Origin of the sequence: Crossiella sp. CA198 (assembly GCF_052078295.1) — a bacterium.
In the GTDB taxonomy this organism is placed as follows: Bacteria; Actinomycetota; Actinomycetes; order Mycobacteriales; family Pseudonocardiaceae; genus Crossiella.
This window is the reverse complement of the sequence record NZ_JBQJIM010000010.1, coordinates 93,060-113,535: the sequence shown is the minus strand read 5'-3', so window position 1 is coordinate 113,535 and position 20,476 is coordinate 93,060. Positions and strand designations below refer to the sequence as shown.

The 20,476-nt window shown below is 71.6% G+C and carries 24 protein-coding genes; 10 read left to right on the top strand and 14 right to left on the bottom strand.

Features of this window, described 5'->3' with window-relative positions:
- Nucleotides 1-137 precede the first annotated feature (137 nt).
- Together ACTOWY_RS18210 and ACTOWY_RS18205 are read left to right on the top strand one after the other, a co-directional pair.
- Complete coding sequence (locus ACTOWY_RS18210; protein ID WP_441310827.1) at nucleotides 138-464, top strand: acyl carrier protein; 327 nt, start codon at nucleotides 138-140, stop codon at nucleotides 462-464.
- Nucleotides 461-1,291, top strand: coding sequence for an alpha/beta fold hydrolase (locus tag ACTOWY_RS18205; protein WP_441310826.1), 831 nt, complete (start codon nucleotides 461-463; stop codon nucleotides 1,289-1,291). The genes ACTOWY_RS18210 and ACTOWY_RS18205 overlap by 4 nt, the downstream gene beginning before the upstream one ends.
- Here ACTOWY_RS18205 and ACTOWY_RS18200 read toward each other — a convergent pair.
- Nucleotides 1,245-1,571, bottom strand: a complete 327-nt coding sequence (locus ACTOWY_RS18200; RefSeq protein WP_441310825.1) for a winged helix-turn-helix transcriptional regulator — start codon at nucleotides 1,569-1,571, stop codon at nucleotides 1,245-1,247. The two genes, ACTOWY_RS18205 and ACTOWY_RS18200, sit on opposite strands and share 47 nt — an antisense overlap.
- Nucleotides 1,572-1,626: 55 nt before the next feature.
- On the opposite strand from ACTOWY_RS18200, the gene ACTOWY_RS18195 reads away from it, so the two are divergent.
- From ACTOWY_RS18195 to ACTOWY_RS18175, 5 genes are all read left to right on the top strand, one after another.
- Nucleotides 1,627-2,436, top strand: coding sequence for an NmrA family NAD(P)-binding protein (locus tag ACTOWY_RS18195; RefSeq protein ID WP_441310824.1), 810 nt, complete (start codon nucleotides 1,627-1,629; stop codon nucleotides 2,434-2,436).
- Nucleotides 2,437-2,541: 105 nt separating this feature from the next.
- Nucleotides 2,542-3,945, top strand: a complete 1,404-nt coding sequence (gene lpdA / locus ACTOWY_RS18190; protein WP_441310823.1) for a dihydrolipoyl dehydrogenase — start codon at nucleotides 2,542-2,544, stop codon at nucleotides 3,943-3,945.
- Between the two features lie 87 nt (nucleotides 3,946-4,032).
- Nucleotides 4,033-4,860 (top strand): LytR/AlgR family response regulator transcription factor, encoded by an 828-nt coding sequence (locus ACTOWY_RS18185; protein WP_441310822.1) that lies wholly within the window; start codon nucleotides 4,033-4,035, stop codon nucleotides 4,858-4,860.
- 175 nt (nucleotides 4,861-5,035) lie between these two features.
- Nucleotides 5,036-5,692, top strand: a complete 657-nt coding sequence (locus ACTOWY_RS18180) for a HemK2/MTQ2 family protein methyltransferase (protein ID WP_441310821.1) — start codon at nucleotides 5,036-5,038, stop codon at nucleotides 5,690-5,692.
- Nucleotides 5,673-5,888 carry a CDGSH iron-sulfur domain-containing protein gene (locus ACTOWY_RS18175; RefSeq protein WP_441310820.1) on the top strand — a complete coding sequence of 72 codons (216 nt, stop codon included), beginning with the start codon at nucleotides 5,673-5,675 and terminating at the stop codon, nucleotides 5,886-5,888. Before ACTOWY_RS18180 ends, ACTOWY_RS18175 begins: the two co-directional genes overlap by 20 nt.
- Here ACTOWY_RS18175 and ACTOWY_RS18170 read toward each other — a convergent pair.
- The 4 genes from ACTOWY_RS18170 to ACTOWY_RS18155 are packed head-to-tail and all read right to left on the bottom strand — an operon-like array spanning nucleotide 5,876 to nucleotide 8,998.
- Nucleotides 5,876-6,511, bottom strand: coding sequence for an SRPBCC family protein (locus ACTOWY_RS18170; protein ID WP_441310819.1), 636 nt, complete (start codon nucleotides 6,509-6,511; stop codon nucleotides 5,876-5,878). The two genes, ACTOWY_RS18175 and ACTOWY_RS18170, sit on opposite strands and share 13 nt — an antisense overlap.
- Nucleotides 6,508-6,858, bottom strand: coding sequence for an ArsR/SmtB family transcription factor (locus ACTOWY_RS18165; RefSeq protein ID WP_441310818.1), 351 nt, complete (start codon nucleotides 6,856-6,858; stop codon nucleotides 6,508-6,510). The genes ACTOWY_RS18170 and ACTOWY_RS18165 overlap by 4 nt, the downstream gene beginning before the upstream one ends.
- A gap of 39 nt (nucleotides 6,859-6,897) precedes the next feature.
- The gene (locus tag ACTOWY_RS18160) at nucleotides 6,898-7,878 is read right to left on the bottom strand and encodes an iron-containing redox enzyme family protein (protein ID WP_441310817.1); all 981 of its coding nucleotides are present in this window, start codon (nucleotides 7,876-7,878) and stop codon (nucleotides 6,898-6,900) included.
- 34 nt (nucleotides 7,879-7,912) lie between these two features.
- Nucleotides 7,913-8,998 (bottom strand): carboxylate-amine ligase, encoded by a 1,086-nt coding sequence (locus ACTOWY_RS18155; RefSeq protein ID WP_441310816.1) that lies wholly within the window; start codon nucleotides 8,996-8,998, stop codon nucleotides 7,913-7,915.
- A 103-nt stretch (nucleotides 8,999-9,101) separates the two neighbouring features.
- Between ACTOWY_RS18155 and ACTOWY_RS18150 the strand changes: the two genes are divergently transcribed.
- The gene (locus tag ACTOWY_RS18150; RefSeq protein WP_441310815.1) at nucleotides 9,102-10,073 is read left to right on the top strand and encodes a TIGR03557 family F420-dependent LLM class oxidoreductase; all 972 of its coding nucleotides are present in this window, start codon (nucleotides 9,102-9,104) and stop codon (nucleotides 10,071-10,073) included.
- Between the two features lie 158 nt (nucleotides 10,074-10,231).
- Here the strand turns inward: ACTOWY_RS18150 and ACTOWY_RS18145 are convergent, their stop codons facing one another.
- The 5 genes from ACTOWY_RS18145 to ACTOWY_RS18125 form a co-directional block, all read right to left on the bottom strand.
- A complete protein-coding gene (locus ACTOWY_RS18145) occupies nucleotides 10,232-10,729 on the bottom strand; it encodes a hypothetical protein (RefSeq protein ID WP_441310814.1) in 498 nt (165 codons plus the stop codon).
- A gap of 125 nt (nucleotides 10,730-10,854) precedes the next feature.
- Complete coding sequence (locus ACTOWY_RS18140; protein WP_441310813.1) at nucleotides 10,855-11,268, bottom strand: SSI family serine proteinase inhibitor; 414 nt, start codon at nucleotides 11,266-11,268, stop codon at nucleotides 10,855-10,857.
- 113 nt (nucleotides 11,269-11,381) lie between these two features.
- Nucleotides 11,382-11,798, bottom strand: a complete 417-nt coding sequence (locus tag ACTOWY_RS18135; RefSeq protein WP_441310812.1) for a DUF6292 family protein — start codon at nucleotides 11,796-11,798, stop codon at nucleotides 11,382-11,384.
- A 176-nt stretch (nucleotides 11,799-11,974) separates the two neighbouring features.
- Nucleotides 11,975-12,358 carry a peptidase inhibitor family I36 protein gene (locus ACTOWY_RS18130; RefSeq protein WP_441310811.1) on the bottom strand — a complete coding sequence of 128 codons (384 nt, stop codon included), beginning with the start codon at nucleotides 12,356-12,358 and terminating at the stop codon, nucleotides 11,975-11,977.
- 217 nt (nucleotides 12,359-12,575) lie between these two features.
- A complete protein-coding gene (locus tag ACTOWY_RS18125) occupies nucleotides 12,576-13,484 on the bottom strand; it encodes a hypothetical protein (protein ID WP_441310810.1) in 909 nt (302 codons plus the stop codon).
- A 232-nt stretch (nucleotides 13,485-13,716) separates the two neighbouring features.
- Between ACTOWY_RS18125 and ACTOWY_RS18120 the strand changes: the two genes are divergently transcribed.
- Nucleotides 13,717-14,871 (top strand): glycoside hydrolase family 88/105 protein, encoded by a 1,155-nt coding sequence (locus tag ACTOWY_RS18120; RefSeq protein ID WP_441310809.1) that lies wholly within the window; start codon nucleotides 13,717-13,719, stop codon nucleotides 14,869-14,871.
- Here the strand turns inward: ACTOWY_RS18120 and ACTOWY_RS18115 are convergent.
- From ACTOWY_RS18115 to ACTOWY_RS18105, 3 genes are read right to left on the bottom strand one after another with little or no spacing between them, the layout of a single operon-like run.
- On the bottom strand, nucleotides 14,840-16,474 hold the full coding sequence (locus tag ACTOWY_RS18115) for an acyl-CoA dehydrogenase family protein (RefSeq protein ID WP_441310808.1): 1,635 nt from the start codon (nucleotides 16,472-16,474) through the stop codon (nucleotides 14,840-14,842). The two genes, ACTOWY_RS18120 and ACTOWY_RS18115, sit on opposite strands and share 32 nt — an antisense overlap.
- Nucleotides 16,458-17,069 carry a TetR/AcrR family transcriptional regulator gene (locus ACTOWY_RS18110; RefSeq protein ID WP_441310807.1) on the bottom strand — a complete coding sequence of 204 codons (612 nt, stop codon included), beginning with the start codon at nucleotides 17,067-17,069 and terminating at the stop codon, nucleotides 16,458-16,460. The genes ACTOWY_RS18115 and ACTOWY_RS18110 overlap by 17 nt, the downstream gene beginning before the upstream one ends.
- Nucleotides 17,070-17,088: 19 nt before the next feature.
- Nucleotides 17,089-17,802: an STAS domain-containing protein gene (locus ACTOWY_RS18105; RefSeq protein ID WP_441310806.1), complete on the bottom strand. Its 714-nt coding sequence runs from the start codon at nucleotides 17,800-17,802 to the stop codon at nucleotides 17,089-17,091.
- A gap of 170 nt (nucleotides 17,803-17,972) precedes the next feature.
- Between ACTOWY_RS18105 and ACTOWY_RS18100 the strand changes: the two genes are divergently transcribed.
- Nucleotides 17,973-20,261 (top strand): ATP-binding protein, encoded by a 2,289-nt coding sequence (locus ACTOWY_RS18100; protein ID WP_441310805.1) that lies wholly within the window; start codon nucleotides 17,973-17,975, stop codon nucleotides 20,259-20,261.
- Here the strand turns inward: ACTOWY_RS18100 and ACTOWY_RS18095 are convergent.
- The gene (locus ACTOWY_RS18095; RefSeq protein ID WP_441310804.1) at nucleotides 20,251-20,472 is read right to left on the bottom strand and encodes an RNA-binding S4 domain-containing protein; all 222 of its coding nucleotides are present in this window, start codon (nucleotides 20,470-20,472) and stop codon (nucleotides 20,251-20,253) included. The genes ACTOWY_RS18100 and ACTOWY_RS18095 overlap by 11 nt on opposite strands.
- Nucleotides 20,473-20,476 lie beyond the last annotated feature (4 nt).

The following is a 20,476-nucleotide window of genomic DNA, read 5'->3' as shown; positions in this document are numbered from 1 at the left end:
GCGCCCGCTAAACCTTGATCATCACGTTTGTCATCGGATGCGCATCACAGAAAGGCCCGACGTTCGGGTGTTGACCAGGTTCATTATGCGGCAATAACGTCCGGCGGGCCCTGAGCCGATTCGAAAGGCCATTTCCCATGCCCGAACTAGCGATACCGGCGGCGGTCGACGCCGACGAGGTGCTGGCCGAGGTCACCGTGATGATCCGGACCCTGCTGGAGCACTACGGACTCGACGATGTGGCCATCGGCCGCTGGTGCCGGTTCCACGACGACCTGGACCTGGAGAGCATCGACCTGGTCAAGCTGGCCACCGCGCTGCGGGCCCGCTACGGCGAACCGGTCAACCTGGCCGCCTTCCTGGCCGGGCTGGACCTGGACGCGCTGATCGGGCTGACCGTCGGGCACCTGGTCGACTACATCGTCGCCGCGCTGCGGGCGGCCGGGACGGAGCGGCGCCGGTGACCCTGTTGACGGTCTGCGGACTCGACGTGCACGTGCAGCGCCTGCTCCCCCGCGGCGACGGCCGGGAGGCGCCCATGGTGGTGTGCGTGCACGGCATCCTCACCGACAGCCTGGCCAGCTACTACTTCACCCTCGGCCCGGCGCTGGCCGCGGCCGGGTACGAGGTGCTCATGTACGACCTGCGCGGACACGGCCGCAGTCACCGACCCGCCAGCGGCTACCAGCTGGAACGTTTCGTCGGCGATCTGCGGCACCTGCTGGACCGGTTGAACGTGCGCCGCCCGGTGCACCTGATCGGCAACTCCTTCGGCGGCACAGTCGCCTTCGGCCTGGCCGCGGCCAACCCGGAACTGGTGGCCAGCCTGGCCTTCATCGAATCCGAACCCGCACTGGCGCCCTGGCAGCCGAAGATGGCGAGCAACCTGGCGCGGGCCAAGCGGGAACTGGTACGCGAGGAATCCCTGGCCTGGATCGCCGCCGAGTACAACCCGCACACCGCGCGGCTGGCCAAGGGCGCGGCGAAGTTGTTGCACAGCACCACGATCGCCGAGGACATCCCGGCCAGCCAGGTGCTGACCGAGGACGAGGTGGCCGCGATCGAGGCGCCGGTGTTCGGCATCTACGGCGACCGGTCCGACCTGGCCGCGCAGGCCCCCTGGCTGGAGAAGCTGCTGCCGCGCTGCCGGACCGTGGTCATCCCGGACCAGGAACATTCGGTGCTGATCGAACGCACCCCGCTGACCAGGGCGTTGCTACTGGAATGGCTGGGCGAGCACGCGCTCAGCGCACCGGAAGATCGCGTTCGGCCCATTCGGCCATCGCGGTGAAGACGGTCTGCAACCGGTAGCCCGCCTCGGTCAGTTCGTACTCGACCCGGGGCGGGACCTCGGCGTACGGGGTGCGGGTGAGCAGCCCGGCCCGCTCCAGTCCCTTCAACCGCGCGGACAGGGTCTTCGGGCTGATCCCGGGCAGCGCGGCCCGCAGTTCGGTGAACCTGCGCGGCCCCATGAGCAGCTCCCGGACGACCAGGGTGGCCCACGGGCCTTCCAGCACGGTCAGGAACCGGGCGATCGGACACTCCGGCAAAGTGTGCTCCGGCTCACTCATCCAAACTCCATTAGTTCATTTGAGGAAACTGATTCCCCATCGGAACTATAGCCGCATGACCTACCTCGTGCACGGCGCCACCGGCGCCCAGGGCGGCCCCGTCGCGGCGCTGCTGACGGCCAACGGCCACGACGTCCGCCCGCTCACCCGCGCGGTCGCGGAACTCGACGACGTTTCCGCGCTCACCAGCGCCTATGCCGGGGTGGAAGCCGCGTTCATCCACTTCCCGATCACCCCGGATCCGGCCGCGCCCGGCCGCTGGGCCAAGGCACTGGCCACCGCCGTGCTGGCCGCCAAGCCGCGCCAGGTGGTCATCTCCACCAGCGGCGGCGTCGGCGACGACCGCCTCGCCGCGATCTCCGGGCTGGCCGCCGGCCTACGCGCGGGCGGAGTCCCCGCCACCCTGCTCGCGCCCCGGCTGTTCCGGGAGAACCTGCTGCTGCCGCCCATTCAGGACCGGCTGCGCGCCGAGGACACCCTGAGCTACCCGGTGCGCGCGGACCAGCCGATCGCCTGGGTCAGCCACCTGGACGTGGCCGAGGCCGCCGTGACCGCGCTGACCCGGGCGAACGCGCCGGAAGAGGTGCACCTGGGCGAGACCCTCACCGGCCCGGAGCTGGCCGCCGGGTTCGCCGCGCACCACGGCCGCCCGGTGCGCTACCAGCAGCTCACTCCCGCCGAGTTCCAGGTGCTGCTCGCCCCGCTGCTCGGTGCGGCCGCCGCCGCGGGCATCGCCGCCTCCTACCGCGACATCGCCGCCCTGCCGCACCTGAGCTTCCCGGCCGAACAGGGCGGGCAGGCGCTGCTGGGCGCCGAGCCGCGTGGCACCGCGGCCTGGCTGGCCGAGCTGGGCATCCCGGCCTGAGCCACCCCGGCCCCGGGCGCCACGAACACGAAGTGCAACAGCTCACCCGGCCCCGGCCCCTCCTCTGGCGGGTCTGCTAGGCCGACCGTGCGTAGGGTGTTGCGGGTGAGTACACATTTCGATGTCGTGGTGCTCGGCGCCGGACCCGGCGGGTACGTCGCGGCGATCCGAGCCGCGCAACTCGGCCTGCGGACCGCGGTGATCGAGGAGCGCTACTGGGGCGGGGTCTGTCTCAACGTGGGCTGCATCCCGTCGAAGGCGCTGCTGCGCAACGCCGAGCTGGCGCACATCTTCCAGCACGAGGCGCAGGAGTACGGCTTCTCCGTCGAGGGCGGGAAGGTCAGCGTCGACTACGGCGCCGCCTACCGCCGCAGCCGCCAGGTCGCCGACGGCCGGGTCAAGGGCGTGCACTTCCTGATGCGCAAGAACGGCATCACCGAGTTCACCGGCCGCGGCGCGTTCCTGGACGCCAAGCGGATCCAGGTCGCCCTGGCCGACGGCGGCACCGAGACGATCAGCTTCGAGCACTGCATCATCGCGGCGGGGGCCTCGCCGCGGCTGCTGCCCGGGACCACGCTGTCCGACCGCGTGGTCACCTACGAGGAGCAGATCCTGGCCGAGGAGCTGCCCGGCAGCGTGGTGATCGCCGGGGCAGGCGCGATCGGCGTCGAGTTCGCCTACGTGCTGGTCAACTACGGGGTCGAGGTCACCATCGTCGAGTACCTGGACCGCCTGGTCCCCCTTGAGGACGAGGAGGTGTCCAAGGAGCTGGCCAAGCACTACCGCAAACTGGGCATCACGGTGCGCACCAGCACCAGGGTGGACCGGATCGACGACTCCGGCGAGCAGGTGCGGATCGAGGTCACCGGGCCGAAGGGCGCGGAGACACTGCACGCGGACAAGGTGTTGCAGGCCATCGGTTTCGCCCCCAACACCACCGGCTACGGCCTGGAGAACACCGGGGTGGCGCTCACCGAACGCGGCGCGATCCAGATCGACGGCCGCGGCCGCACGAACGTGCCCGGCATCTACGCCATCGGCGATGTCACCGCGAAGCTGATGCTCGCGCACGCCGCCGAGGCCATGGGCGTGATCGCGGCCGAGACCATCGCGAACGTGGAGACCATGGAGCTGGACTTCACCATGATCCCGCGCGCGACCTACTGCCAGCCGCAGATCGCCAGCTTCGGCCTGACCGAGGCGCAGGCGCGGGAGGCCGGGTACGAGGTCAAGGTGGCCAAGTTCCCGTTCACCGCCAACGGCAAGGCGCCGGGACTCAACGACACCCGCGGCTTCGTCAAGCTGATCTCCGACGCCAAGTACGGCGAGTTCCTCGGCGGTCACCTGATCGGCCCGGAGGTCACCGAACTGCTGCCGGAGCTGACCCTGGCCCAGCAGTGGGACCTGACCGTGCACGAGGTGGCGCGCAACGTGCACGCGCACCCGACGCTGGGCGAGGCGGTCAAGGAGGCCATCCACGGCCTCGCCGGACACATGATCAATATGTAGCGACACTCAGCCGAACATCCCCTTGGCGGCAGGCCTCGCGGCGCGGGAAGATCTGGTTCCGCACTTCACCGCCTTGGGGGTGTCTCGGTGCCTGATCCGGGCTGGCACGGAATCCATCGTGACGACCGGACCGGCCACGGGCCGCGGGTGCTGGTCATCGACGACGAGGACCCGGTGCTGCGGGAGCTGCTGCACCAGTTGCGCCAGGACTCCCGGCTCGGGCCGGTGGACGGGGCCACCCAGAGCCTGACCGCGTTGCGCTATCTGGCCCAGGCCACCGAGGCGGGCACGCCGCCGGACGCGGTGTTCCTGGATGTGCGGATGCCCGGACTCAGCGGGCCGGACCTGGCCCGGCTGATGTCCCGGTTCGCCACTCCCCCGGTGATCGTCTTCGTCACCGGGCACGGGGACTTCGCGGTGGACGCCTTCGAGCTGAAGGCAGTGGACTACCTGCTCAAACCGGTGCGGACGGAACGGCTGGCCGAGGCGGTGCACCGGGTGCTGCTCGCGCTGGAGCAGCGCGCCGTGCCGGACTCGCCGTTGCCGCCGCCGCCCCGGCCCGCCGCGGACGAGCTGATCCCGGTGGAGCTGGGCGGGATCACCCGGACCGTGCCGCTGTCGGCGGTGCGCTGGGCCGAGGCGCAGGGCGACTACGTCCGGCTGCACACCGCCCAGGGCAGCCACCTGGTGCGGGCGGCGCTGGCCACCCTGGAGAAGCGGTGGGCGGATGCGGGGTTCGTGCGGATCCACCGGAGCAGGCTGGTCGCGGTGCAGGCGATCACCGCGTTGCGGATGGAGGGCGGGGCGATGACGGTGTGCCTGGGCGAGGTGGTGCTCGCGGTCAGCAGGCGGCATGCCGGCCAGGTGCGGGACCTGCTGGTGCGGCAGGCCGGGATCAGTTCGCGGCGACGCTGAGCGGGGTGCTTTCCCGGCGCCACAACGGGATCGGCTACCGGCGGTGGACGGGTTACCACCCACAGTGCTGGTTTACTTCCGGCCACGGCGGTTACCGGCACCCGGGACCACCGCGGGTGCGGCGACGGACTGGATCGGCGCGTTTGGACAGTCGGCGCCGAGGTATCCGCTCGGCGTGAACCTGCTCGGAATGCTCGGTGTGTACGCGCCCCAGCGCGATACGACACTGCTGCTCGACGCCATGCTCGCCGCGCCGTTTCCCACCGGCGCGCGGGTACTGGACATCGGCACCGGTTCCGGCGCGATCGCGGCGGCCGCGGCCATCGCGGGCGCGGCCGAGGTGACCGCGCTCGACGTGTCCCGGCGCGCGGTGCTCGCCGCCCGGCTGCGGACCCTGCGGCACTGGCCGCGGGTGCGGGTGCGCCGAGGTGACCTGCGCACCTGGTTGCGCGGCAGGCGGTTCGACCTCGTGCTGGCCAACCCGCCGTACGTGCCCGCCGCCGGAGACGGCCCGCCCGCGCGTGGCCCGGCCCGCGCCTGGGACGCGGGGCGGGACGGCCGCGCGCTGCTCGACCCGCTGTGCGCGCGGGCGCCGGAACTGTTGACCCGCAAGGGAACCATGCTGATCGTCCAGTCGGCCTTCGCGGGCACCGGCGACACCCTGGGCCGGTTGCGCGCGGGCGGACTCAAGGCCGCCGTCGTGGCCAGGGACCGGATTCCCTACGGCCCGGTGCTGCGCTCCCGCGCGGAATGGCTGGTGCGTCAAGGATTCGCCGAGCCCGGCGAGACCGAGGAGGAGCTGGTGGTGATCCGTGCCGACCGGACCCGCTGACCGGCCCCGCCGACTGCGGCTGGTGACCGGCGGGCCGCTGCTGGTCGACGGCCCCGTCGAGCTGGAGCTGCCTGATGGCGAGACACTGCACTGCACCCGGTTCCAGGTGGCGCTCTGCCTGTGCCGCCGGAGCAAGCGGTATCCGTTGTGCGACACCAGCCATCGCCGCCGGGCGAAGTCCACTCAGGACGACTGACCACCCAGCGCGGGCGCGAACTGGGCCAGCGACACCCGCACCGCCGCCGCCAGTTCCTCCTCGGTCGCGGTGCCGGAGGCCCGCACCGTCTCCGCCCAGGCGTGCACCGACCCCTGGGAGAAGGTCTGTCCCTCAATGGAATTCGCCGCGGCCGCCGGATCGTCGGCGACCTCCCCGGCCAGGTACAGCGCCAGGCCGAGGAACGCGCCATCCCAGCCAGGGCCGACATAGAGCGCGCCCGCGCCACTGCCGGCCATCTCCACCGGCACCGTGTGGTCCAGCTCCAGCACGGTGGTCCCTGGCGCTTCGCCCTCGGTCAGGGTGAGGGTGACCAGGCTGACCGGGCCGCCGAAGGTGACCTTCAACAGCCGCGGCGCCTGACAGGTCAGGATGTCCCCGCCCGCGTTGCCCTCCAACTGGAACGTGCCGCCCTCGCGCAGTTCGCCGGACAGGGGCAGGAACCAGCGCCGCACCCGGTCCGGATCGGTGATGGCCTCCCACACATCGGCGATCTCGGCGTCGTAGTCGCGGCGGAGGGTGACCGCGACGACCTCGTGCTCGGCGAGCGTGCGATGGCCCACCGCACGGTGGATCGCGGCGAGCTGCTGGGCGATGTCGATCATGATTCGTCCTTTGGTCCGGCGAGGCGGCGGGCACGTTTACCCCTGGCCAGTTCGGTGGCCAGGGCGTCCAGGTGCTGGTTCCAGAACCCGCGGAACTGCTCCAGCCAGCCGTCGACCTCGCGCAGCGGGGCCGGGTCGACCGCGTACAGCCTGCGGGCGCCTTCGGCGCGCACGGTGGTGAAGCCGTTGTCCCGCAACACCCGCAGGTGCTGGGAGACCCCGGGCTGGGAGATCCCGAACTCGGCGCGGATGATCGCGGTCAGTTCCCCGGAACTCTGCTCACCGGCGGCGAGCAACTCCAGGATCCGCCTGCGGACCGGGTCACCGAGTACGTCGAACGCGTGCACGCCGTCATCATCACCGTACCGGCTTATATAAGTCAAGGCTTAGACGAGTGCGCTGTGCCCGGCCCGCCAGCGGCCGAGCAGGTGCTCGCCGAGCCGCTGTTCGAGGAACTCGGTGGCCTGCACACCGAGCACGACGTCGGCGGCCAGTCCCGGTTCGCGCGCCAGCAGGTCGCCGAGCACCTCGTGCCGCAGCACCTGTTCGTGCACCGCGTCGGCCTCGATGTGCTCGGTGTAGAAGAACACGCAGGCCGGGTCGGCGCCGAGTCGTTCCAGCGCCAGCGCCATCCGGGCGGCACTGGGCGCGGTGGTGATCTCGGCGGCGGCGAAGTGCCCGACCAGCGCGCCACGCAGGGCGCGGTGCAGGCCGAACAGGGACATCATGTTGACCGTCGCGAGTGCCACGGCCGGTGTCTGGTCCAGGTAGGCGAGGTAGCCGGGATCGAGCCCCGCCCCGGCGAGCAGGTCGGCGTAGAGCTGGGAGTGCATCCGCTCGGCGCTGCCGCCGCCGAACTCGTCGAACTCCACCGCGACCAGCGCAGCCTTGGCCCGCCCGCGCAGCCGGGGCAGCACCCAGGCGTGCGGATCGGCCTCCTTGAGGTGGTAAAGCGAGCGGAGCATCAGGTACTCGCGCAGCTGCCACCACTCCGCCTCATCGCGCAGGAAGTGGGTGACCCCGCGAGCGTCGGCCGGTTCCACCAGTAGTTCGTCCACTGTGGACCCGACATCGTCGCCGCCGGGGATCCCGGCGCGCAGCGCGGCCAGGAAGGTCCGCTCCAGCACCGTGCGGAAGGCGATCAGCGCCGGATCCCACTCCCATTCCGGATCGGCCTCGGTGAAACCCTGGTAGTGCAGCTCGTAGAGGGTGTAGAGGGCGAGGTGCAGATCCTCACCGAAGGGCTCCGGCTCGCCGGGCAGGGGGAAGCTCGCCCGGCCCGGCTCCTCCCGCAGAATGCGCACGACCGCCGCGGACAGCGGACCGCGCGGGCGTGGGAGCACCGGGCCGGGGTGAACGGCAGTCATCGACACGTCCCGCGAATACCCGGTTCGGGCCTGCTCAAGCACGGGTCACCTCGGCGGCGAGCAAGTCCACCACCGCGGCCGGTCCCCCGGCGGCGGCCGCCCGCTGCCGCTGGGCGCCGATTCCCCGGTCGACCAGCGTGTTCAGCAGGTCCGTCACCGTCGCCAGGTCACCGGCGGCACTCAGCGCCGGGCGTAGCCAATCCAGGAGTTCGGCCACCAGTCCGCTCGCGGGCAACCGCTTCTCGTGCACCGGGTGCACGCCGGGCCCGGCCAGGCCGTAGCGGGCGGCCGACCACACCGCGGCCGCGCCGACCTGTTCCCGCAGCACCGGTGCAGGCCGTCCCGACTCCACTTCGGACAGTCCGGTGCGCACCAGTGCGCGGGCCAGCCCGGCCTGCAGCAGCGCCTCGGCCGCGGTGGGCACCGCGTCGGCGACCCGGAACTCCAGGGTCGGGAACCGCGGTGAGGGGCGCAGCAACCAGAAGCTCTGCGTCTCATCGACCAGCGCCCCGCAGTCGACCAGGCGGGCCACCTCGGCGTCGTACTCCTGCGCCGAACCGAAGCCGGGCGGCAGTCCGGAGCCGGGGAAGCGGGACTGGCAGACCATCCGCCAGCTCGCGTAGCCGGTGTCCCGCCCGGCCCAGAACACCGAGTTGCCCGCCAGCGCGAGCAGGGTCGGCAGCCAGGGCCGGATGTGGTTCATCACCGCGACCGCGGTCTCCCGGTCCGGCACGCCGACGTGCACGTGGCAGCCGGAGACCTGGTAGTCCTGGACGATCCCGGCGTAGCGCCGCCCGATCTCGGCGAACCGCTCCCCCTCGGCCAGCTCCGGCGCCGCGCCGTCGAGCACCGGGGTGCCGGTGGAGAGCAGCAGCAACCCCTCGGCGCGCGCGGCCGCGACCAGCCGCCGCCGGGCCGCGAGCAGCTGCGCGCCGAGTCCGGCCAGTTCGGCGCAGACGCCGGTGGCGGCCTCGACCTGGGTGGTCATCAGCTCGGCGTGCAGATTTCCGGTATCCAGGGGGCCTGCGCGGCGCAGCACCGCCGCGGCCGCGCGGATCGGCCGCCCGGTGGCCGGATCCACCAGCAGGAACTCCTCCTCGACCCCCACTGTCAGCGTCATGTCCGGCAGGTACCCCGTTGGGATGATCGCCAAGACCGGGGTTGGGCCACGGCGGTCCGGGTATGCCGGTGGGCGGGCAGCACGAGGCCGAGGAGGACGCGCGATGCGGTGGGGCTACACACTGATGACCGAACAGGCCGGACCGGCCCAGCTGGTCCGCGACGCCGCGGCCGCCGAGCAGGCCGGATTCGACTTCGAGGTGATCAGCGACCACTACTCGCCCTGGCTGGACAGTCAGGGCCACTCGCCGTATGCCTGGAGTGTGCTGGGCGCGGTCACCCAGCGCACCGAGCGGGTCGGGCTGATGACCTACGTGACCTGCCCGCTGATCCGCTACCACCCGGCCGTGGTCGCCCAGAAGGCGGCCACCGTGCAGCTGCTGTCGGACAACCGGTTCACCCTGGGACTGGGCTCTGGCGAGAACCTCAACGAGCACATCACCGCCGCGGGCTGGCCGCCGGCGAACATCCGGCACGAGATGCTCGACGAGGCGGTCCAGATCATCAGCGGGCTCTTCGACGGCGGCTACCTCAACCATTCCGGCAGCCACTACCGGGTGGACTCGGCGAAGCTGTGGGACCTGCCCGAGGTGCGCGTGCCCATCGCGGTCGCGGTCTCCGGCGCGCAGTCCGTGGCCCGCTTCGCCCTGGCCGCCGACGCGATGATCGCGGTGGAACCGGAACCGGGACTGTGCGAGTCCTGGGACGCCAGCCGCGGCAACCACTCGCCGACCCGCAAGATCGGTCAGCTGCCGGTGTGCTGGGACCAGGACCGGGACGCCGCGGTGGCCAGGGCGCATGAGCAGTTCCGCTGGTTCGGCGGTGGCTGGAAGGTCAACGCCGAACTGCCTGGCCCCGCTGGGTTCGCCGGAGCTACCCAGTTCGTGACTCCGGAGGATGTGGCCGCCTCGATCCCGTGCGGGCCGGAGGTCGAGCCGATCCTGAAGAGCGTGCGCGAGTTCGTCGACGCCGGGTTCACCGATGTCGCGCTGGTGCAGATCGGTGGCGGGCATCAGGAGGAGTTCCTGGGCTTCGCCGCCTCGACGCTGTTGCCCGCGTTGCGCGAGCTGGGCTGATCCGACTGGGGGGCTGATCAGGCAAGGCGTCGACGGCCGGCACGCCGAGGGGTGACCGGGTGGCCCCGGCCGGCGTGCCGGTCGTCTGGGACGCGGGGCCCGGGAGATCGTCCCGGGCCCCGCTGGTCACTGCCGTGTGGTCAGTTCGGGCTGTGCCGTCAGACCACGAAGGACCGCTCGAACGAGCAGGTCAGCACCCGGGTGTACAGACCGGTGCACTGACGAGGGGCCTGCCGCCACACCTGGCCCTGCGGGGCGATCAGCGTGGTGGTGTAGCCCAGGATCTGCTCGGCGCCACGGGAAACCGGGGTGTGGCTGCCCGCGCTGAGACCCTGGTACAGGTAGGCGAACCCGAACCGCGGGCCGACCTGCTCGATCTGGCGGGTCTCGTTGTAGAGGGTCGACTGGCCGGTCATGATCATCGGGGCGCCGCAGTTCGTGCGGCCCTGGAAGGCGATCCGCACGTTCGCGGTGTCCGAGGGCCACTGCGCCCGCAGTTGGATGGAACAGATGGTGGCGACCGTGCCGCTCTGGGCGCGGACCTGGAACTGGTCGGTGATCACCGTGTCCGGGATCGGGGCGGCGTTGGCGGACACGCCGGTGACCAGGGTGGTCAGGCCGACGAACGCGGCGACTACCAGTGCGCGCAACCGCATGACTTTCTACCTCCGAAAATGGCGGCGAACTTACGAACGTTCCCTATTAGGCAGGACATCCGGGCCGTGGTCCAGGATTTCCGGTTGCGATCAATCGGGGATACCGCGCGTCTGTGTGCAAACAATTAACTGGGCTGGAGGTCGAAAACCGGCCCGGTGGCCGCTTCGAGTACGCACTGATTGGCGTAAGTGTGCACGAATCGGACCGGGTGGCCCTGCCAGTGGCCGCGGGCGGTGACCGTCACCGGCCGGTAGTCCCGCGGACAGCCCGGGTTCCGCGGATCACCAGGAAGACGGTTGAAGTCACCGTTCGCCCTGGTCAGATCGGCGCAGGCGAGGATGGCGCGGGGATGGTCGCCGCCGGGCGGCTGGCAGGTCAGGGTGCGGCGGTACGCGACCGGGGACGGGTCCTCGCCCTGGGCGATGGTCAGTGCCAGGCGGCTGGCCTGGACTGGTTCCGCATTCGAGGCGCCGGCGGTCAGGCCGGTCACGCAGAACAGCGCGGCGAATGCGGCGGTCGCGAACAAGCGTTGGCGCATAGTGGTGCCTCCACACAGAAAACCGACGGGAGCGGTTCTCGCTCCCGTCGGTATACGCGTGGCGGATCGGAAAGCTCGCGGGTGAATTCGCGGAACCCACTGAAAGCAGGAACTCAGACGGTGCGCGCGTGTTCCCGGTAGCGGGCCAGCCCCCGCGCCAGATCCGCGCGCGAGAGGTGACGCGGCCGCGGCGGCACGGGCTGACCGAGCCGGTGCTCACCCGCGCGGACGTCCTCGACGAAGTGGCGGACCTCGTCCGGCCCTGGCAGCACGGACCTGCCGAGGTAGGCCAGGATGATCAGTTCCTCGCCGGTGCGGGACTCCAGGGCGGCGTGCCAGCCGAGGCGTTCCTCCCACAACAGCGCCAGATCCAGGCCGGGGAAACGATCGAGCCGCCAGTCCAGCGCCAGGTAGGCCGAGGCCGGGGGCTCGGGGTCGATCGTGCAAGATTCCAGGCCGACGCCGAGCAGCCGCGCGACCTCGGCGATGTAGCCCTGCAAGCCGCGGCCGAAGGCATGGTCCGTATCCATCACCGCACCAGTCATGGCCCCCTCTTTCGAGCTGTGTTCCGACGTTCGTGTCGGAGGGGTTGACCGGATGCCCGTACCGCAAACCCTTGCTGCCCGACAACTTCCGGGTCGTCGATCACCGTCCGGGCCGGCGAGCGGCGCGGCCGCCGGCACGAGCGGATCAGGCAGTGTCGTGATCAGTACACGTAGACGCTATTGGCCTTGATCGGGATGCTCGGGTGGCCACTGCCCGCGTCGATCGGGTACGGCCTGCCGGTACAGTTCCGGCTGGTGAACAGCGACGCGGTGCGCGCGCCGTTGTTGAAGCCGGACTTGGCCCGGCCCTCACCCCACTTGTGGTCGAACAGGTCGACACAGGTGCCGACCGCGGGGTCGAGCGCCCGGACGTTGAACGGGTTGCCCTGGTAGTTCTCCTGGTCCCACAGGCACAACGCGCCCGAATGCGGACAGGGGGAACTGGGTGCCGCGGCGGCGGTACCAGCCAGTGTTGATCCAGCCAGGGCGGTCACCGCGAACACGGTGACGGCGAGCCGGGTGGTGCGGGATACGGACTTGCGCACAACGACCTCCAGACACGGCCCCGTCCCTGGGAACCTCGGCGGCCGTTCCCTGGGACGAGGAGTGGATTTCCTCGGTGCTGAACTGTTTCCTCGGTGCTGAACTGTGGGCGAGGCAGGAGGAATCACGCCGCTGCCGCATCAGGCAATGGTTTGCAGTCCCCCAGGACCTCACCTCCGAGACTGGCACGAACCGGACCTCGCGTCCATGCCCGGAGAGTTAAGCACCGAAGTGGACGAATGGTCCCCAGACCGCGATGGACAGGCCGCGCCGGTGCCCGGCGCCGACCACCTCGGCGAGTGAGCACGCGCCGGGGACGCCGATCAGCGCGCGATGCAGGTGGCCGAGCAGTTCGGCGGCGCCGTCCGGGCCGGGCAGTGGCCAGAGCGCTCCCACCACCGGCAACGAGTCGAACTGGAGGGAATCGAAGCTGCTCAGGCGTCCCCCGGACACGACAACCAGGGATGCGGACCGGTCCGGCGCGGCGGATCGGTCAGGTGACAGGGACCGGTCAGGTGCGGGCGGCCGGTGGCCGAGCAGGACCGAGCTGCGCCAGGGCTCGTCCGAGTCCAGGATCCCGTGGCAGGTCCGGCGTTCCGCCACTGGATCACGCAGGTCGCGCGGGTTCCCAGGGACCGCGTCCCGTTCCGGCGCCGGGTGGCCGACCGGGACCGGCACCGTGGCCGGGGCGTGCAGCGGCACCCGGACCGCCAGGTCCAGCACCGTGCACGCGGGGGCGTCCTCGATCAGCGCCGTGTGCAGGGGCAGGTACAGCAGGTCGCCGACCGGGGCCAGTTCGACCCGGTCGGTGCGCAGGTCCGGCCATTCCGCCAGCACCGGCGCCCAGATCCGGCGGCCGGTCTCGGCCAGGGCGTGGGTGAGCAGGGCCATCCGGACCGCGGGGTCCAGGCCGGGGCCGGGGGCGGTGGCGGCGGTGAGGGCGTGCACGGCCTCGGTGACCGCGGCGGTGCTCAGGCCGGGCAGGTCGACGGTGCCCGCGATGGCGCCGGTGTCGCCGCCCACCGCCTGGCGCACCGCGACCCCGGCGCTGGGCCCGGCCATCAGGTACAGCAGCGTGCGCCGGGCCGGTTCGGCGATCTTGGCCCGCCCCGGCCGGAACCACGACACACCGGTCCTCCTCCACCTCGACTGTCCACTGTGGACAGATACTCGATCTGGCCAGCGTTGCGCCGCCAGCATCGGCGAGGGTGGCCGGGATCCGCGACGGCCGGACACCGCATCGGTATGTGACACGGGGTTTCCTGCCCTCATCGCCGCCCCATCGGGCAGGTGGTTCACCTGTCCGGTCCCGGCCATTAGCTTTGATTACCCCGATCCGGCTCCGGTAGCTGTTCAGGACATGTCCCGCGGAAGCGTCCTCGCCCTGCTGCTCAGCGCCGCACTCGCGGCCAGTCCGGTCACGCCCGTGCTCGCCGCCCCGGCGACCGATCTCTCCCGCGCCGTGGTGGATTCCACGCTGCGCCGCCACTCCCCCGCCACCCTGGGTGGCTGGGCCTACACCCAGGGCCTCTACCTGCACGGGCAGTACCTGGTCTACAAACGCACCGGCGACCGCCGTTACCTGGACTACCTGCGCGCCTGGACCGACCGGTTCGTCGACGCCGAGGGTGGGATGAGCATCCGGTTCGACAACCTGGACGCCATCCGCGCGGGCACCCTGCTGATCGTGTTGCACGCCGAGACCGGGGACCCGCGCTACAAACGTGCCGCGGACCGGATCCGGGGAGCCATCACCGGCTATCCCAGGACCAGCGACGGTGGCATGTGGCACAACAACGGCTTCGCAGGCCAGCTCTGGGCCGATGGGGTGTACATGGCGCAACCCTTCCTCGCCATGTACGGCAAGGCTTACGGCGACGAGAGGCCCACTCATGAGAACTGGGCCTACACCGAGGCCCTGGACAACCTGGCCGTCTACTTCCGGCACCTCAACGCGCCCAACGGCCTGCTCTTCCACGCCTACGACGAGCAGGGCGACACCTCGTGGTCGCAGAACCCGGCCAAGCGTTCCGGCGAGCACTGGGCGCGAGCCATCGGCTGGTTCGGCATGGCCGCGGTGGACCTCCTGGACATCCTGCCCGGCACCCATCCCCGCCGCGGTGAGCTGATCGGCTACGTGCGCCACCTCGCCCAGGGCTTCGCCCGCTACCAGGACCGGGACACCGGCCGCTGGTTCCAGGTGGTGGACAAGGCCGCGGATCCCCGGAACTGGACCGAGACCTCGGCCTCAGCCATGTACACCTACCTGCTGTCCAAGGGAGTCCAGCAGGGCTACCTGGATCGCCGTTACCTGGTCAACGCGCAGCGCGGTTACCGAGGGGTGCTGGCCAAGGTGGTGCTCGACTCGCGCGGGGTGGCCGATGTGCAGGACATCGTGGAGGGCACCGGTGTGGGCGATGCCGGGTACTACTACCAGCGCAAGCGGATCACCAACGATCCGCACGGCCTCGGCGCGTTCCTGATCATGAACGAACAACTCGCGCCCGGTCGATGATCGCCTTGACGTCCAGTCCGGCGGGCAGGGTGCCGAAGGCGTGGCCCCAGTCCCCGCCCAGCCTGCTCGCGCAGAACGCCTCGGCCACCGCCGGGCTGCCGTGCCGGAGCAGCTGAACTCCCTGTAGCAGCAACGCCATCCGCTCCACCACGCGCCGGGCGCGGGCCTCGATGCCGGTGAGGTCCGTCAGCTCGGCGCGCACCTTCGCGGCGAAGGCGTCCAGGCGCGGGTCCAGGCCGTGCGCGGTGTCCACCTCGGCGAAGAACGCGTGCACGGTCTCGGGCTGGCGGCCCATGGCGCGCAACGCGTCCAGCGCGGCCACGTTGCCCGAGCCCTCCCAGATGGAGAGCAGCGGGGCCTCCCGGTAGAGCCGGGGCATGCCGGACTCCTCCACGTACCCGTTGCCGCCCAGGCATTCCAGGGCCTCGGCGGCATGGGAGGGCCCGCGTTTGCACAGCCAGTACTTGGCCACCGCCAGCCCGATCCGGCGGAAGCTCGCCTCCTGCTCGTCGCCGCGCTGGGCCCGGTCGGTGGCCCCGGCCAGTCGTAGCGCCAGGCTGGTGGCGGCCTCGGACTCGACCACCAGGTCGGCCAGCACGGTCGCCATCAGCGGCTGGTCGGCCAGTGCCTTGCCGAAGGCCCAGCGGTGGGTGGCGTGGTGCACGGCCTGGACCACCGCGGCGCGCATCCCGGCCGCCGCGCCCAGGCAGCAATCGAGGCGGGTCATGTTGACCATCTCGATGATGGTGCGGACCCCTCGGCCCTCCTCGCCGACCAGCCAGCCGGCCGCCTGGTCGTACTCGATCTCGGCGGAGGCGTTGGATTTGTTGCCCAGCTTGTCCTTGAGCCGCTGCAACTGGATCCGGTTGCGCGAGCCGTCCGGCAGCACCCTGGGCAGCACGAAACAGGACAGGCCGCCGGGGGCTTGGGCCAGGGTGAGGAACAGGTCCGACATCGGCGCGCTGGTGAACCACTTGTGCCCCACCAGGTTGTACTCGCCGCCACCGGAGGGGGTGGCCCTGGTGGTGTTGGCCCGGACGTCGGAGCCGCCCTGCTTCTCCGTCATCGACATGCCCGCGATCAGCCCGCGCTTGCCGGCTGGCTCACGCAGCCCGAAGTCGTAGACCGGGGCGGACAGCAGCGGTTCATAGCGGGCGGCCAGCTCCGGGGTGGCGCGCAGCGCGGGCACCGCGGCGTAGGTCATCGAGATCGGGCAGCCGTGCCCGGCCTCGACCTGGCTCCAGGCCAGGAACTTGGCCGCACGGGCCACATGCGCGCCGGGCCGCGGATCAGCCCAGGGCGCGGCGTGCAGGCCGTGGCCGACCGCGACGGTCATCAGCTGGTGCCAGGCCGGGTGGAACTCGACCTCGTCGATGCGGTGCCCGTACCGGTCGTGCGTGCGCAGCACCGGCGGGTGTTCCTCGGCCTGGCGGCCCCATTCCTGGGCCTGCGCGCTGCCTGCCAGCTGTCCCAGCTCGTGCAGTTCGGGTTCGGCCCAGCCCGCGCCCTCCCGGTGCAGCCCGTCCAGCAGCGCCGGGTCGGCGGCGGTGTCGTGGCCGGTCAGCGGCGGGACCTGGTTGGTGACCTCATGGGTGGACGGCATCGTCGACTCCGATCGCGCGTAAGCAGAAGGAGATCAGGTTCGGGATGGTGTCGGGGTCGGCGTGGCCCGCGGCCAGGGGTCCGACCAGGACTTCGCCGACCGCGCCGACCAGCGCGGCCGCGGTGACCGCCGGGTTCTGCGGTGGCAGATCGCCGTCGCGGACCGCCCGGCCCAGGACCTCGGCCACGATGTCCCGGAAGGCGATCCGGAAGCGCAGCCGCTCCCGTTCCACCGCGGCGTCGATGGGTTCGGCCAGCAGCGCGTAGGCCAGCCGGGGTGCTTTCAGCGCCCGGCCGGCGAAGGTCTCCACCACCGCGACCACCCCGGCGCGGTGGTCGGGGGCGGCCAGCACCGCCTGCGCCACCGCCTCGACCTCGTGCCGCACCACCAGGCGGAACGCCTCGGCGAGCAGGTCGGCCTTGGTCGGGAAGTGCAGGTACACCGAACCGGCCGCGACCCCGGCCCGCTTGGCCACGGCCGCGATCGAGCACCCGGCGTACCCGGCCTCAGCGAGGAGTTCCCTGGTCACGCCGAGCACCCGGTCCCTGGTCGCGGCGCGGCGCGCGTCGACGGAGGGCGTGCGTCGGTAGGCCATGCAAGGAGTGAACCGCGATTCAGTCCTTCACGCAAGCCAGTCCGAGGGAGGTCCACACGACCACGCCGCCATCCCCGGTCGGGGTGTGCCCGGACACCGTGTCCCGCCAGGCAGGCACCGCCAGCCCGGCGCCGCCGCGCAGCAGCCCGCGCACCGAGACCACCATCCGCTGCACATCCGTCCAGAACTGCAGCGTCACGCACTCGCCGCGTTCGGCGGCGATGTGCGCGATCAGGTCCGCGGCCACCGGCGGCAGCACCTCGGTCAGCCCTGGCAGCCGCCAGCTGTGGCAGACCTGCTCGGCCGCGGCCCTGGCCAGCAGCTCACCCGAGGGCGAGGCGGGCACCGGTAGTCGCAGCCGCCGGGCGCGCGGACCGGTCTCCAGCGCGGCCATCGCCTGGGGCAGGCTGTCACAGACCAGCACCCGCTCGGGCAGTCCGGCCGCGGCGAAGACCAGCCGCACCGCGGGGCTGGCGATGACCAGCAGCACCGGCACGCCCGGCCATTCCGCGGTCTCGGCCGCGACCACGTCGAAGACCACCAGCAACGCGGGCGAGACCACCCTGATCTCGCCCAGTTCCACCACCAGCGCCCGCGGGCGCTCCACCGCCAGCCCCAGTAGCAGCTCGCGTACCTCGTAACACGCGATCCGGTCCAGCTCGCCGCGTAGCCCGACGATCCGTACCCGCGCCTCGTCCCGAACCTCGACATCCAGAAAACCGGTGCCGTCCACCGGGCGCCTCCTGTGAGTTGCCCTGCCTTGCGGTACCGGAACGGTCACACGGAGTCGCCGACCGGCACATCGGGAGTACTACTGCATTTTGTGTTATTTGCAGTTTGCATGTGTCTGGGACCAACCACAAGAAGATGATCTTCTACGGAGAGTGCCGTAATGTGCACGCAATGTCTTCGACGGCGCGGCTCGGCAAGCTGCCGGTCGAGATGACCAGCTTCGTCGATCGCACCAAGGAAGCGGCCAGGGCCCGGCAGCTGCTGCTCGACCACCGCCTGGTCACGCTGACCGGACCGGGCGGGGTGGGCAAGAGCAGGCTCGCGGTGCGGGTGGCCGCACAGAACCGGCGGGCCTACCCCGACGGCGTGTGGCACGTCGAGCTGGCCCCGCTGGACGATCCCCGGCTGCTCGCCCAGACCGTCTCCGACCGCCTCGGCGCCGAACGCTCCAGCGAACCGCCGCTGACGGCGATGCGCGAGTTCCTGCGCACCCGGCGGCTGCTGCTGGTGCTGGACAACTGCGAGCACCTCATCGAGGCCTGCGCCGAACTGGTCAGCGCGCTGCTGGCCTGCGCGCCCGGCCTGACCGTGCTGGCCACCGGCCGCCAGGGGCTGGGCATCGACGGCGAGCACCTGCTGCCGGTGCCACCGCTGACCGTGCCGCCGACCGACCGGCGGCTGACGCTGACCGAGCTGCGCGAGTTCGGCTCGGTCCGGCTGCTGCTCACCCGCGGCGGGCTCGCCATGACCGCGGCCAACCGGGAGGCCGTCACCCGGCTCTGCCGCCGCCTGGAGGGCATTCCGCTAGCCATCGAACTGGCCGCGGCGCGACTGCCCGGCAGCGGGCCCGAAGAACTCCTTGGCCGCCTGGACCAGCGGTTCGAGGTGCTCATCGCCGGCGGCAGCACCGTGCCCCGGCAGCAGACCATGCTGGCCACCGTGGAATGGAGCTTCGGCCTGTGCTCGGCGGCCGAACGCATCCTGTGGGAGCGGCTCTCGGTGTGCGCCGGCGGATTCGACCTGGCCGCCGCCGAGGACATCGCCACCGGCCCCGACCTGGCCAGGGCCGCGGTGCTGGACGCGCTGACCGGGCTGGTGGACAAGTCGGTGGTGACCAGGGACAGCGACGGCGACCGGGCCCGCTACCGGATGCTGGAGACCATCCGCCAGTACGGCCGGGACCAGTTGCTGGCGCGGGCGGAGCTGACCGGCAGGCGGCGGGCGCACCGCGATCACTACCTGGGCGTGGCACTGGCGTTCCAGGCCGGCTGGCACGGCCCCGACCAGGCCCGCTGGAGCCGCCGCTGCGACGCCGACCTGGGCAACCTGCGGGCCGCGCTGGAGTTCAGCCTGTCCGAACCGGGAGACGCGCCACAGGCACTGCGCCTGGTGGCCGCGATCGGCTGGTACTGGGCGGCCTGCGGGGCCGCCCAGGAGGGACAGCACTGGCTGAACCGGTGCCTGGCCGCCGCGCCGGAGCCGACCGAACTACGCGCCACCGCGTTATGGGTGGCCGCGCAGACCGCGGTGGTGTGCGGCGATCTGGGCGCCACCCGGCGCTGGGTCGAGGAATGCGAGGCGCTGGCCAGGAGTCTGGGCTCGGCGGGCACGCTGGCCTACGCGATCCAGTACCGGGCCACCCTGGCGATGTATCACGGCGAGACCACCCGTGCGCTGGCCCTCTACCGGGAGGCCATCGACCGGCACCGGCGGCAGGGCCACGAGCTGGCCACCTGCCTGACCCAGGTGCAGGCGGCACTGTGCCTGTGCCTGCGCGCCGACCCCGAACAGGACGATCTGACCGAGGCGGTCACGCTCTGCCGGGATACCATCGCCGCGGCCGGCGCCGTCGGCGAGATCTGGTTGTGCTCCTGGGGGCAGACCCTGATGGGCCTGGCGTTGTGGGTGGCCGGGCGCACGGCGGAAGCCGGTCCGCTGCTGCTGCGCAGCATCCGGAGCAAACGCGCCTTCACCGACCGGTTCGGGCTGAGCATGAGCCTGGAGGTGCTGATGTGGATCGCCGCCGCGGCCGGGCAGGTGACCGAGGCGGCCTGTCTGGCCGGCGCGGTGGAGGCCGTGCTGACCCCGGTGGGCACCAGCTTCTTCGCCATCGACACCATGTCCCACTACCGCGCCGAGGCCACCGCCCGGATCCGGAAGTCCTTGTCCGCCAAGGCGTTCGAGGCGGCCCGGCGGCGGGGTCAGCGGTTCGACCTGGCGCAGGCGGTGACTTACGCCGAGCAGCAGCTCACCTCGCCCGCCGTGCCGCAGGCGCTGACCAGGCGGCAGCTGGAGGTGGCCGAACTGGTCGCGCAGGGGTTGAGCAACAAGGAGATCGCCCGCGAGCTGACCATCGCGCAGCGCACCGCGGAGGCGCATCTGGAGCACATCCTGGCCCGGCTGGGACTGCGGTCGCGGGCCCAGGTGGCGGCCTGGGTGGCCCAGCGGGTCAGGCGGTGATCACCCTGGCCTTGTTCTCCCCCACCGCGACCACGTCGCCGTCACGCAACTGCGCGCCGCGCCGGGTCTCCAGGCGCCCGTTCACGGTGACCTCTTCCTCCTCGATCAGCGTCTTCGCCTCGCCGCCGTCCTCGGCCAGCCCGGCCAGTTTGAGGAACTGACCGAGCCGGATCATGTCGTCGCGGATCTCCACCGTGCGGATGCTGCCCATCTGC